We start from the raw sequence: 12892 nt of genomic DNA, 5'->3' as shown, positions 1-12892 counted from the left end.
CCCATGGCGCCGTCGAAGCTCCTGGCCCGGGGGCGCCTTCACCGAACCCCCTCCGTCACACGCGTTGACGCCCGTTCACCGCCGCCACGACGATTTCGCCACCCACAGCCCGGGAGGCGTCCCTTGTTCGTGCAGCAGCTTGAGCCCGTCGCCGACTCGCTCGGCCTCTCCGCCCTCGTCGCGACCCTGCCCCTCCTGACCGTCCTCGTCCTGCTCGGCGCCGTCCGCATGAAGGCCCACCGCGCCGGGCTCATCGGGCTCGCGGTCGCCGTCCTCGTCGCCTGGCTCGCGTACGGGATGCCACTCGGCCAGACCGCCTCAAGCGCCGCGCAAGGCGCCCTCTTCGGCCTCTTCCCCATCCTGTGGATCGTGGTGAACGCCCTGTGGGTCCACCGCATGACGGTCCGCACCCGGCACTTCGACGTCCTGCGCCGCTCCTTCGGCCGCCTCTCCGACGACCCCCGCGTCCAGGCGCTCGTCGTCGCCTTCTGCTTCGGGGCGCTCCTGGAGGCCCTCGCCGGCTTCGGGGCGCCCGTCGCGATCTGCTCCGTCATGCTCGTCGCCCTGGGCTTCGACCCGGTGCGCGCCGCCGTCGTCGCCCTCGTCGCGAACACCGCGCCCGTCGCCTTCGGCGCCATGGGCACCCCCGTGGTGACGCTGGCCCAGGTGACGGGCCTCCCGCTGGACACCGTCGCCACCGTCGTCGGCCGCCAGACCCCGCTGCTCGCCCTGGTCGTACCGCTGCTCCTGGTCTGGCTCGTGGACGGGCGGCGCGGCCTCCGCGAGACCTGGGTGCCCGCCCTGGCCTGCGGCACCGCCTTCGCCGCCGCCCAGTTCGCCGCCTCCAACCACGTCTCCGCCCAGCTGGCCGACATCGGGGCGGCCCTGCTCGGAGCGGGCGCCCTGGTGGCCGTGCCGCACGCGCGCAGGCCCGCCGCCGAGCCCGTCCGCGCGGCGGTCCTCACCGGCGTACGCAGCGAAGACCTCGACCACGACGACCCGCGCCCCGACGTGCTGCGCGCCTACGCCCCGTACGCCCTCATCGTCGCCGTCTTCTCGCTCGCCCAGATCCCCGCGGTGAAGGACCTCCTCGCCGGGGCGACGCGGACCTTCGACTGGCCCTTCCTCGACGTCGCCGACCCCTCGGGCGACCCGGTCGGCGGCAACGTCTTCTCGCTGCCCCTGGCGTCGACCGGCGGGACGCTCGTGCTGCTCGCCGGCGTGGCGACGGCGGCCGTCATCGGCGTACACGCGCGCGTGGCGGTACGGGAATGGGCGGCCACCGTCCACGAGCTGCGCTTCGCGATCCTCACCGTGACGTGCGTGCTCGCCCTCGCGTACGTCATGAACCTCTCCGGACAGGCGGCCACGATCGGGCACTACGTGGCCGCCGCCGGCGCGGGCCTCGCCTTCCTCTCGCCGGTGCTCGGCTGGTTCGGCGTCGCCGTGACGGGCTCCGACACCTCCGCCAACGCCCTCTTCGGCGCGCTCCAGGTGACGGCGGCCAGGGAGGCGGGTCTCTCGCCGGAGCTGCTCGCGGCAGCCAACAGCTCGGGCGGCGTCCTCGGCAAGATGATCTCCCCGCAGAACCTGACGATCGCGTGCGCCGCCGTCGGGCTCGCGGGCAGGGAGGGCGACCTGCTGCGCAAGGTCCTGCCGTGGAGCCTCGGACTGCTCCTGGTGATGTGCCTGGTCGTGGTCGGCCAGAGCACGGTGGTCCTCGGCTGGATGCTGCCGTGAGTGGCGCAGGTCACCGCCGGTCGTTGCGGGTAGTTTGGAGAGCCCGACGTGGGGTGACCGACGTGGGGAAGGATTGATGTGACCCCGGGGGCACGATGTGGCCACGGGGACCGCTGAACTCCCAGAATCTCCCAGAATCTCCAGAGAGGGTTGGCCGTGACTGCTGATCTGTCCCAGATCGTGAAGGCGTACGACGTCCGCGGGGTGGTCCCGGATCAGTGGGACGAGTCGATGGCCGAGCTGTTCGGGGCGGCTTTCGCACAGGTCACGTCGGCCGACGCGATCGTGGTCGGCCACGACATGCGCCCCTCGTCGCCGGGCCTCTCGCGGGCCTTCGCGCGCGGCGCGGCGGCCCGCGGCGTGGACGTCACGGAGATCGGCCTCTGCTCCACCGACCAGCTCTACTACGCGTCGGGCGCGCTGGACCTGCCGGGCGCGATGTTCACGGCCTCGCACAACCCCGCGCGGTACAACGGCATCAAGATGTGCCGCGCGGGCGCCGCCCCGGTCGGCCAGGACACCGGCCTCGGTGAGATCCGCGCCCTGGTGGAGGGCTGGCTGGAGTCCGGCGCCCCCGAGGACGCGGCGAGCCCGGGCACCCTCACGCGGCGCGAGACGCTGACGGACTACGCGGCGCACCTGCGCGGCCTCGTCGACCTGACCGCCATCCGCCCCCTGAAGGTCGTGGTCGACGCGGGCAACGGCATGGGCGGGCACACCGTCCCCACCGTCTTCGACGGCCTGCCGCTCGACCTCGTCCCGATGTACTTCGAACTGGACGGCACCTTCCCCAACCACGAGGCGAACCCGCTGGACCCGGCGAACATCGTGGACCTCCAGGAGCGCGTCCGCGCCGAGGGCGCCGACCTCGGCATCGCCTTCGACGGCGACGCGGACCGCTGCTTCGTGGTCGACGAGAACGGCGCCCCGGTCTCCCCCTCGGCCATCACCGCCCTGGTCGCCTCCCGCGAGCTGGCCCGCCACGGCGGCAAGGGCACGGTCATCCACAACCTGATCACCTCCTGGTCCGTCCCCGAGGTCGTCAAGGAGAGCGGCGGCACGCCCGTGCGCACGCGCGTGGGCCACTCCTTCATCAAGGAGGAGATGGCCAAGACCGGCGCGATCTTCGGCGGCGAGCACTCCGCGCACTACTACTTCAAGGACTTCTGGAACGCGGACACGGGCATGCTCGCCGCCCTCCACGTCCTCGCGGCCCTCGGCGGCCAGGAGGGCACGCTCTCCGCCCTGGTCCAGCAGTACGACCGGTACGCGGGCTCCGGGGAGATCAACTCCACGGTCGACGACCAGACCGCCCGCCTCGCCGCGATCAGGACGGCGTACGAGGGCCGGGACGGCGTCACCCTCGACGAGCTGGACGGCCTCACGGTGACGGCGGCCGACTGGTGGTTCAACGTCCGCGCCTCCAACACCGAGCCCCTGCTGCGGCTCAACGTCGAGGCCCGCGACGAGGCCACGATGACGAAGGTGCGCGACGAGGCGCTGGCGATCATCCGCGGGTAGCCGCCCCGTGGGGGCGCTTCCGTACCGCGGGGCGGGCCTCCGTCCCGCGGGGCGGTCCCGGGTCCCCGGGGCGGCCGCGGTGCCGCGGGGGCGGGCTTCGGTCCGTCCCCACGCCGCGCCGCGCACGGAGGTAGGCTGACCAGGCCGCATCCTGCCCCGTCGCAACCGGTACCGCAGGACCGCGGGAACCCACCACATCAGCTCGAAGGGACCCACCCCATGGCGCTCGAAGCCGGCCTCCTGGAGATCCTCGCCTGCCCGGCCTGCCACGCTCCCCTCAACGAGACGGACACCGAGCTGGTCTGCACGGCGGACGCCAAGGAGTGCGGCCTCGCCTACCCGGTCCGCGACGGCATCCCCGTCCTCCTGGTCGACGAGGCCCGCCGCCCCGCGTAACGGCACGGCGAACCCGCGTACGGAACCCTCTCGCGCCCGCGTAGGGAACCCTCCCGCGCACGGCACGATCCCGCGCACGGCACGAGCGCCCGCGTGGCGGCGCGCGCCGTCCGGGAAGCGCCCGACCGCCCGAAGGGCACGGCGTACGTGCCTCGTGACACCGCACCGCGCAGGAAGCGCCGGCCACCGGACGGGACCGGCGATGCGCCCCGCACGACAACGCCGTGCAGGAAGCCGCGCACGGCGATCGGAGGCCTGACCCATGCTCGACGAGTCGCTGCTGGAAGACCCGGAGGCGCTGGCCCGCGCCGACCGCCGCGGACTGCTCCGCGGCGCCGCGGAGGCGGGCGCCCGCGTGCGCACCGCGATCCGCCACGCCACCGAGGCCGGGCTCACGGAACTCAAGCCCGACGGCCGCCCCCGCGCCATCCTGATCGCGGGCCCGGGCACCGCCGCCGCCTGCGTCGCCAACGTCCTGGACGGCCTGGTCAGCGCCGCCTGCCCCGTCATCCGCCTCGCCCCGACCGGCGTCGCCCCCGCCGCGGGCGCCCTGCGCTGGGCACTGCCCGGCTGGGTCGGCCCGGTGGACCTGCTGCTCATCGCCACCCCCGACGGTTCCGAGCCGGGCCTCTCGCTCCTCGCCGAGCAGGCGTACCGCCGCGGCTGCACGGTCGTCGCGGTCGCCCCCGCCCGCACCCCCATCGCCGAGAGCGTGGAGGGCAGCCACGGCCTCACCGTCCCCATGGCGGCCTCGCCCTACGGCGCCTACGAGGGCGGGCACGACGAGGCCGCGCGCGCCGCCCTCTCGTACGAGGCACGCCGCGTCGAGGACGAAGCCGCCCCCGGCGCCCCCGGCACCCTGTGGGCCCTCCTCGTCCCGCTCCTCGTGCTCATGGACCGCACGGGCCTCACCGCCGCCCCCGTCGACGCCCTGCAGAGGCTCGCCGACCGCCTCGACCGCGTCGCCGAACGCTGCGGCCCCGCCATCGCGACGTACGGCAACCCCGCCAAGACCCTCGCCGCCGAGCTGGCCGACGCCCTCCCGCTGATCTGGACCGAGGGCCGCACCGCGAACGTCGCGGGCCGCCGCTTCGCCGCCGGCCTCGCCGAACTCGCCGGGCACGCCGCGCTCGCCGCCGAGCTGCCCGAGGCGCTGCCCGCCCACGGCGCGCTCCTCGCGGGCAACCCCGCCGGAGGCGACGACACCGACGACTTCTTCCGCGACCGCGTCGACGACCCGGCGGCCCTCCGCGCGCGCGTGGTGCTGCTCCGCGACCGCCCCGTGGACGCCGGCGGCCTCACCGCGGCCCCCGCGGCGCGCGAACTGGCCCACGGCCACGACGTCGCGCTCAGCGAGCTGGAACCGGAGGACGGCGACGAACTCGACGCCCTCGCCGACCTGATCGGCATCACGGATTTCACCGCCGTTTACCTGTCGCTCGCCGACAGGGACTGATCATGACCCCGCGGTCCAGTGCCGTGCCGCCACCGGTCGACCCCGCAGTCCAGCATTCGCGTACGTAAGGGAGAGCCCCTCCGTGGACCGCCTCACCAACACCATCCGCCCCTACGCCTGGGGTTCCACCACCGCCATCGCGGAGCTCACCGGCGTCGAGCCGACCGGTGAACCGCAGGCCGAGATGTGGATGGGCGCCCACCCGGGCGCGCCCTCGCGCACCGGGCGCGGCACGCTCGACGAGGTCATCGGCGCGGACCCGGAGCGTGAGCTCGGCAAGGCCGCGGCCGACAAGTTCGGCCCCCGCCTGCCCTTCCTGCTCAAGCTCCTCGCCGCGGGCGCCCCGCTCTCCCTCCAGGTCCACCCCGACCTCGCGCAGGCCAAGGAGGGTTACGCGGACGAGGAGCGCCGCGGCGTCCCGATCGACGCCCCGCACCGTAACTACAAGGACGCCAACCACAAGCCCGAACTGATCTGCGCCCTCACGCCGTTCGACGGCCTGTGCGGCTTCCGCGCCCCCGCCGAGACCGCGAACCTCCTCGACGGCCTGGGCGTCGACTCCCTCAAGCCGTACGTCGACCTGCTGCGCGCCCACCCCGAGGACAAGGCTTTGCGCGAGGTCCTGACGGCCGTACTGACCGCCGACCCCGAGCAGATGGCCGAGACCGTCACCGAGGTCGCGGCCGCCGCCCGACGCCTCGGCGGCGCCTACGCCCCCTACGCCGGCATCGCCCACCACTACCCCGGCGACCCCGGCGTCATCGCCGCGATGCTCCTCAACCACGTACGGCTCCAGCCGGGCGAGGCACTGTTCCTCGGCGCCGGCGTCCCGCACGCCTACCTCGACGGACTCGGCGTCGAGATCATGGCCAACAGCGACAACGTCCTGCGCTGCGGCCTGACCCCCAAGCACGTCGACGTCCCCGAACTCCTGCGCATCGTCCGCTTCGCGCCCACCGACCCCGGAATCCTTCGCCCCGAGGCCTCGTCCGACGGCGAGGAGGTCTACGAGACCCCGACCGACGAGTTCCGCCTCTCCCGGTACGTCCTCCCCGAGGGCGCCGCCCCGCACGACCTCACCGCGGGGACCCCGCAGATCCTGCTCTGCACCGCGGGCTCGGTCCGCACCGGCGAACTGACGCTCGGCCCCGGAGAGTCCGCGTTCGTCCCCGCGGGCGAAAAGGCCGAAGTGTCCGGCCCCGGCACGCTTTTCCGCGCCTCCGTGGTGGCCTGACGCAACAGCACCCCCGCGTGCTGCAACAATGACCCACCGCACAGGCCGGGCACAGCACCGCCCGCCGACAACGGCCGAGAACACACGGAAGCGAAGGGACCCCGGGCACTCATGAGCGCGTCAGGCGGAACAAAGGCGATTGTCGCGGCACTCGCCGCGAACCTCGCGATCGCGGTGGCGAAATTCGTCGCGTTCATCTTCAGTGGCTCCTCGTCGATGCTCGCCGAGAGCGTCCACTCCCTCGCCGACTCCGGCAACCAGGGACTGCTGCTCCTCGGCGGCAAGAAGGCACAGCGCGAGGCGACCCCGCAGCACCCGTTCGGCTACGGACGCGAGCGGTACATCTACGCCTTCCTCGTCTCCATCGTCCTCTTCACGGTCGGCGGCATGTTCGCGATCTACGAGGGCTACGAGAAGATCAAGCACCCGCACGAGCTGGAGCACTGGTACTGGCCCGTCGGAGTCCTGGTGTTCGCGATCATCGCGGAGAGCTTCTCCTTCCGCACCGCCATCAAGGAGTCCAACCAGACGCGCGGCGGACTCAGCTGGACGCAGTTCATCCGCCGGGCCAAGGCCCCCGAGCTGCCCGTCGTCCTCCTGGAGGACCTCGGCGCGCTCGTCGGCCTGATCCTCGCCCTCGGCGGCGTCGGCCTCGCCCTGGCCACCGGCGACGGCGTCTGGGACGGCATCGGCACGCTCTGCATCGGTGTCCTGCTCATCCTGATCGCGATCATCCTGGCCGCCGAGACGAAGTCGCTGCTGCTCGGCGAGGCCGCGGGCACCGCGGAGGTCGAGAAGATCGAGAAGGCCGTGGTCGACGGCGACACCGTCACCCGCGTCATCCACATGCGCACGCTCCACCTCGGCCCCGAGGAACTCCTCGTCGCCGCCAAGATCGCCGTCCAGCACGACGACACCGCCACCGAGGTCGCCGCCGCCATCAACGCGGCGGAGGAGCGCATCCGCACCGCGGTCCCGATCGCCCGCGTCATCTACCTGGAGCCCGACATCTACGACGAGGGCGCCGCCGCCGCGGGCGAGAACCCGGCGAAGACCCCGGGCGGCCACTGACCCGGCCCACACGGTACGAGGAGGGGCCCCGCACCGGGCAGGTGCGGGGCCCCTCCCGTGTCTCGTTCCGGCCGCCGGCAGCCCGCCCGCCCCACAGGCGGGCTGGGGTTCGCCGGGCCTCGCGGTGTAGCTTGGTGGCTGAGCCAGACGTCGCTGCTGATGGCGGTCGGGCGGTCCTCGCACGGACCGGCCGAGGGAGAGAGGGCCTCCGACGGACTGCGCTGCGCGCGCCGGTGCACCCTGGTACCCGACGCCGCAGATCAGCCATGCCCATCCCTCGACCCATCCACGAGGAGCAGCTCACACATGACCACCGCCACCAACGGCCAGGACTTCAAGGTCGCCGACCTCTCCCTCGCCGACTTCGGCCGCAAGGAGATCACGCTCGCCGAGCACGAGATGCCCGGCCTGATGTCGATCCGCAAGGAGTACGCCGAGGCGCAGCCGCTCGCCGGCGCCCGCGTCACCGGCTCCCTGCACATGACCGTGCAGACCGCCGTGCTCATCGAGACCCTGGTCGCCCTCGGCGCCGAGGTCCGCTGGGCCTCCTGCAACATCTTCTCCACCCAGGACCACGCCGCCGCCGCCATCGCGGTCGGCCCGAACGGCACGCCGGACAACCCCCAGGGCGTCCCGGTCTTCGCCTGGAAGGGCGAGACCCTGGAGGAGTACTGGTGGTGCACGGAGCAGGCGCTGACCTGGCCGAACACCCCCACCGGCGGCCCGAACATGATCCTGGACGACGGCGGCGACGCCACGCTCCTGGTCCACAAGGGCGTCGAGTACGAGAAGGACGGCAAGGTCCCGGCCGTCGAGACCGCCGAGAACGACGAGCACCGCACCATCCTCGAACTCCTGCACCGCACCATCAGCGACGGCTCGCAGAAGTGGACCCAGCTCGCCTCGGAGATCCGCGGCGTGACCGAGGAGACCACCACCGGCGTCCACCGTCTCTACGAGATGCAGCGTGACGGCGTCCTCCTCTTCCCGGCGATCAACGTGAACGACGCCGTGACGAAGTCGAAGTTCGACAACAAGTACGGCTGCCGCCACTCCCTCATCGACGGCATCAACCGCGCCACCGACGTCCTGATCGGCGGCAAGACCGCCGTCGTCTGCGGCTACGGCGACGTGGGCAAGGGCTGCGCGGAGTCCCTGCGCGGCCAGGGCGCCCGCGTGATCATCACCGAGATCGACCCGATCTGCGCGCTGCAGGCGGCGATGGACGGCTACCAGGTCACGACGCTGGACGAGGTCGTCGACACGGCCGACATCTTCGTCACCACGACCGGCAACAAGGACATCATCATGGCCTCGGACATGGCCAAGATGAAGCACCAGGCGATCGTCGGCAACATCGGCCACTTCGACAACGAGATCGACATGGCCGGCCTCGCCGCCATCCCGGGCATCGTCAAGGACGAGGTCAAGCCGCAGGTCCACACCTGGACCTTCCCCGACGGCAAGGTCCTGATCGTGCTGTCCGAGGGCCGCCTGCTCAACCTGGGCAACGCGACCGGTCACCCCTCCTTCGTGATGTCCAACTCGTTCGCGGACCAGACGCTGGCCCAGATCGAGCTCTTCACCAAGCAGGAGGAGTACCCGACCGACGTCTACGTCCTCCCCAAGCACCTGGACGAGAAGGTCGCCCGCCTCCACCTCGACTCGCTCGGCGTGAAGCTCACGACGCTCCGCCCCGAGCAGGCCTCCTACATCGGCGTCAAGGTCGAGGGCCCGTACAAGTCGGACCACTACCGCTACTGAGGGCCCGGGCGGCCACGGCCGTGGCCGCCGGCGGGTCACGGCTGCGGTCCGCCATGACCGCCGGCGGGGCACGGCTGCGGGTTTGCCACGGACGCAGGCGGGCCGCGGCTGCCCCGGCGGCTCGCCGCCACTGAGCCGCTGGTTCGGTCGCGGCTCCGGCGGTGAGCGGGTGCCCCGGCGGTGATCGGGTGCTCCGGCGGTGATCGGGTGCTCCGGTGGCGACGGGTGCCCTGGTGGCGACGGGTGCCCTGGTGGTGACTGGGTGCCCCGGTGGTGATCGGGTGCCCGGCGGTGACAGGGTGCTTCGGTGGTGACGGGTGCTCCGGCGGTGACGGAGTGCCCCCGGTGGTGACTGGGAGCCCCAGCCGGGACCGAGTGCCCCGGCGGCGGTGACCGGACCAGCGCGCAGCCCTCTTCAGCAGGCCCTCGCCACCCGGCGGGGGCCTGCTCCGTACCCTGGCCCGGACCGTCCGATCAGGACCGGGCGGACACGCCCCGCGTGCCCCCGCACGGATCGGACCCGCCCCACCTGACCGAGGACCCAAGCCCATGCCCCGCGGCCGATATTCGCTCCATGACGTGCACGATCACACCCCCCTCGGTGAAGAGCACTTCCACTGCGCACCCGGCCCCTCGGGCTGGCGCTACGTCGCCCAACGCACCACCCCCACGAACCCCCGGGCAGGCTCCGTCGACCTCGCGCTCGACGACCGCGGCCGCCCCATCCGTCTCGAACTCCACGCGGGGGACTGGCAGGTCCGCGCCGCCGCCCTCAACGGCGTCACCTGGGTCCGCACGGACCCCACCCAGGCCCACGCCACCGAGGACAACGCTCCCGCCCACGCCTTCACCGGCACATCCCCCGCCTTCCTCATCGCGACGGCCAGGCTGCTGCGCCTCGCCCCCGCTTCCCCCGCGACCCGCGTCCGTCTGGTCGCCTTCACGGACCCGGTCCTCGCCCCCCGCACCCTCGACCAGTCCTGGGCCCTGCTGAAGAGAGAAGCACACCCCACTGACAACGGCCCGCTGACTGTGGACGAATACCAGGTCACCGCCCTGGACACCGGTGAGCAGCACGCGGTCCACATCGCCGGCGACGTGGTCCTCGCGGCCCCCGGCATCGAGCTCGAACACCTCGAAACCCCGCCGTCCGCCTTCGACTGACAGCCTCCCCCCGAGGCCCGGACGCTCAGGAGGGCGGCACGAACCCCGTGGCGGGGGAGGCCGGCGCCTCACCACCACCCGGCGGGGCAGCCGGGCTCGCGGCAGGCGCGTGCCGCTGGGCCGACTGAACGGGCACGGGCCACGACGGCTGCCCGGCACCGGGGGCATGGGCGGCTCCGGCAGCTCCGGCAGCTCCGGCAGCTTCGGCAGGTCCGGCGGCACCGGCGGTTCCGGTGGCATTGGCCACATGAGCGGCTCCGAAAGGCTCGGCCGCCCCGCCGAAGGCCCGCTGCGCGTCCCGCGCCTGCCGCTCGTGCACGACGGCCGCCAGATACGCGGCCGGCGGCACGCCCTGCGGCACCGAAGCCCCCGTACGCGCGGCCAACTCGCCCGCCAGCCGCTCCGCCATCGCCAGGCCCACCCGCGGGTCGAGCTGGCCCAAGCGCGTCAGGTACTGGCGAATCGACAGCCACAGCTCCTCGGGGACACCGGACAGATCCGTCCCCGCGAACCGTCCGGCGAGCCAGGGCGGCGGAGGAGGAACGAAACCCCCGCGCCCCGCGGGAACCCGCTCACGCACGACCAGCGTGCCCGCGAAGACGTCCCCGAGCCGTCGCCCGCGCGCGGAAACGAGCGACGCGACACAAGCGACGACCCCGAACGTCATGAGGATCTCGACGACCCCCATGGCCCCCCGCACCAGGGCATGCCGGAACCGGATCGGCCCGCCGTCGTCCCGCACCACCCGCAGCCCGCACGCCAGCTTCCCCAGCGACCGTCCATGGCTGAGCGTCTCCACGGCGATGGGGACGCCGACGAGGATGAGGAGGAAACCGGCGACCGCCACCGCGGCGGCCGCCGCGTCGTCCAGGGAAGCGGTGGAAGCCACGATCCCGATGGTCACGCCCAGATAGAGCGCCCAGGCCACCGCCAGATCGATCACCAGGGCCAACGCCCGGCTGGGCAGCTTCGCCGGACGCAGCTCCAGCGCCACCGCCTCACCCGTCACAAGCTCACTCACGACCGCCGCCCTTCCCCGCCCTGCCGTAGGACTGACCAGTCTGCCAAGCTGAGCCATCACGCGCCGCAGTACGAGGAGCAGCCACCCGATGGACCTCGACGTCTTCGTGACCGCCCACCGAGCCGAGTGGGACCGCCTGGACACTCTGCTGCGCCGCGGACGCAAGCTCTCGGGGACCGAGGTCGACGAACTCGTCGCCCTCTACCAACGCACCGCCACCCACCTCTCCCTGATCCAGTCCAGCGCGCCCGATCCGCAGCTCACCGGCCGGCTGACGCATCTGGTGGCACGCGCGCGCAGCGCCGTGACAGGCACCCGCCGCGCCTCGTGGCGGGACGTGACCCACTTCCTGACCCGGGGCTTCCCCGCCGCCGTCTACCGCGCCCGCCACTGGTGGGTCCCCACCGCACTGCTCTCGACGGTCCTGGCGGCGGTCATCGGCTGGTGGACAGGCACCCACCCCGAGGTGCAGTCGTCGATCGCGGCCCCCGCCGAGCTGCGAGAACTCACCCGACCCGGTGGTGAGTACGAGACCTACTACTCAAGCCACCCAGCGGCGTCCTTCGCCGCGCAGGTCTGGACGAACAACGCCCAGGCCGCCGCCATGTGCCTCGTCCTGGGCGCCTTCCTGTGCTTCCCGGTCCTGTGGATCCTCTTCCAGAACATGCTCAACCTCGGGGTGGGCGCCGGTCTCATGTCGTCGGCGGGCCGCCTCGACACGTTCCTCGGCCTGGTCCTGCCGCACGGCCTCCTGGAACTGACCGCCGTCTTCGTCGCCGCCGGCACGGGCCTGCGCCTGGGCTGGACAGTCATCGACCCCGGCACGCGAAGTCGCCGCACCGCCCTCGCGGAGGAGGGGCGCGCCGCCCTGGGCATGGCCATCGGGCTGGCCCTCGTCCTCTTCGTGTCCGGTGCCATCGAAGGCTTCGTCACACCCTCGGGCCTGCCGACCTGGGCCCGCATCGCCATCGGCGTCGCCGCCGAGCTGGCCTTCCTGGCGTACGTCTACGTCCTCGGCGGACGAGCCGCGCGCACCGGCGAGACCGGCGACCTGGACCGCACCGACCGCAGCGCGGCGGCACCCAGCGCGGCCTGATGTGCGTCACGCCCCACAGAGCTGCTACTGTCCTCTTCGCCCCGGAAAAACCGTTGACACGGAGGACCTGGGGAGGTAGATTCGAACAGTTGCCTAGAGCTGGACAAGGTCCAGCGGCGGCAGCTAGGGTCTGTCTGCTTCTTGAATTTCATTGATCGAGAAGCCACCCCCGATCATTCGGAAATCTCAGCCGGTAAGACCGGCCGAAAACTTCTGATAAAGTCGGAACCGCCGGAAAGGGAAACGCGAGAGCCGAAAGGCCGAGCGGGAACCGGAAAGGCGCCGAGGAAATCGGACACGAAAGAGTCTGATAGAGTCGGAAACGCAAGAACAAAAGAAACACCGAAGGGAAGCGCCCGGAGGAAAGCCCGCAAGGGTGAGTACAAAGGAAGCGTCCGTTCCTTGAGAACTCAACAGCGTGCCAAAAGT

The 12892-nt window shown here is 72.4% G+C and carries 10 protein-coding genes; 9 read left to right on the top strand and 1 reads right to left on the bottom strand.

Annotation, left to right across the window (positions count from 1 at the left end; genetic code table 11):
• The first annotated feature begins 123 nt into the window (after window positions 1-123).
• The 8 genes from AB0I16_RS22120 (at window position 124) to AB0I16_RS22085 (ending at window position 10346) form a co-directional block, all read left to right on the top strand.
• Complete coding sequence (locus tag AB0I16_RS22120; protein ID WP_363251179.1) at window positions 124-1740, top strand: L-lactate permease; 1617 nt, start codon at window positions 124-126, stop codon at window positions 1738-1740.
• 156 nt (window positions 1741-1896) lie between these two features.
• The gene (locus AB0I16_RS22115; RefSeq protein ID WP_363251178.1) at window positions 1897-3261 is read left to right on the top strand and encodes a phosphomannomutase/phosphoglucomutase; all 1365 of its coding nucleotides are present in this window, start codon (window positions 1897-1899) and stop codon (window positions 3259-3261) included.
• Between the two features lie 219 nt (window positions 3262-3480).
• Window positions 3481-3657: a Trm112 family protein gene (locus AB0I16_RS22110; protein ID WP_363251176.1), complete on the top strand. Its 177-nt coding sequence runs from the start codon at window positions 3481-3483 to the stop codon at window positions 3655-3657.
• A 262-nt stretch (window positions 3658-3919) separates the two neighbouring features.
• The gene (locus AB0I16_RS22105) at window positions 3920-5113 is read left to right on the top strand and encodes an SIS domain-containing protein (protein WP_363251175.1); all 1194 of its coding nucleotides are present in this window, start codon (window positions 3920-3922) and stop codon (window positions 5111-5113) included.
• Window positions 5114-5195: 82 nt separating this feature from the next.
• On the top strand, window positions 5196-6347 hold the full coding sequence (gene manA, locus AB0I16_RS22100) for a mannose-6-phosphate isomerase, class I (RefSeq protein WP_363251174.1): 1152 nt from the start codon (window positions 5196-5198) through the stop codon (window positions 6345-6347).
• 111 nt (window positions 6348-6458) lie between these two features.
• On the top strand, window positions 6459-7418 hold the full coding sequence (locus AB0I16_RS22095; RefSeq protein ID WP_363251173.1) for a cation diffusion facilitator family transporter: 960 nt from the start codon (window positions 6459-6461) through the stop codon (window positions 7416-7418).
• 306 nt (window positions 7419-7724) lie between these two features.
• On the top strand, window positions 7725-9182 hold the full coding sequence (gene ahcY, locus AB0I16_RS22090; RefSeq protein WP_363251172.1) for an adenosylhomocysteinase: 1458 nt from the start codon (window positions 7725-7727) through the stop codon (window positions 9180-9182).
• Between the two features lie 549 nt (window positions 9183-9731).
• A complete protein-coding gene (locus AB0I16_RS22085) occupies window positions 9732-10346 on the top strand; it encodes a hypothetical protein (protein WP_363251171.1) in 615 nt (204 codons plus the stop codon).
• A 25-nt stretch (window positions 10347-10371) separates the two neighbouring features.
• On the opposite strand, the gene AB0I16_RS22080 is transcribed toward AB0I16_RS22085, so the two are convergent.
• Window positions 10372-11367: an RDD family protein gene (locus AB0I16_RS22080; protein WP_363251170.1), complete on the bottom strand. Its 996-nt coding sequence runs from the start codon at window positions 11365-11367 to the stop codon at window positions 10372-10374.
• A gap of 88 nt (window positions 11368-11455) precedes the next feature.
• Here AB0I16_RS22080 and AB0I16_RS22075 point away from each other — a divergent pair, with 88 nt between their 5' ends.
• Window positions 11456-12463: a stage II sporulation protein M gene (locus AB0I16_RS22075; RefSeq protein ID WP_363251169.1), complete on the top strand. Its 1008-nt coding sequence runs from the start codon at window positions 11456-11458 to the stop codon at window positions 12461-12463.
• The last annotated feature ends 429 nt before the right edge of the window (window positions 12464-12892 follow it).

The organism is Streptomyces sp. NPDC050703 (assembly GCF_040654435.1).
In the GTDB taxonomy this organism is placed as follows: domain Bacteria; phylum Actinomycetota; class Actinomycetes; order Streptomycetales; family Streptomycetaceae; genus Streptomyces.
This window is presented reverse-complemented; position numbering and strand designations above follow the sequence as displayed.

What these genes read in the sequence shown, in the direction of transcription:
- AB0I16_RS22085 (WP_363251171.1), top strand. Translation starts at nt 9,732, where the DNA reads ATGCCCCGCGGCCGATATTCGCTCCATGACGTGCACGATCACACCCCC.
- ahcY (WP_363251172.1), top strand. Translation starts at nt 7,725, where the DNA reads ATGACCACCGCCACCAACGGCCAGGACTTCAAGGTCGCCGACCTCTCC.
- AB0I16_RS22095 (WP_363251173.1), top strand. Translation starts at nt 6,459, where the DNA reads ATGAGCGCGTCAGGCGGAACAAAGGCGATTGTCGCGGCACTCGCCGCG.
- AB0I16_RS22110 (WP_363251176.1), top strand. Translation starts at nt 3,481, where the DNA reads ATGGCGCTCGAAGCCGGCCTCCTGGAGATCCTCGCCTGCCCGGCCTGC.
- AB0I16_RS22075 (WP_363251169.1), top strand. Translation starts at nt 11,456, where the DNA reads ATGGACCTCGACGTCTTCGTGACCGCCCACCGAGCCGAGTGGGACCGC.
- AB0I16_RS22105 (WP_363251175.1), top strand. Translation starts at nt 3,920, where the DNA reads ATGCTCGACGAGTCGCTGCTGGAAGACCCGGAGGCGCTGGCCCGCGCC.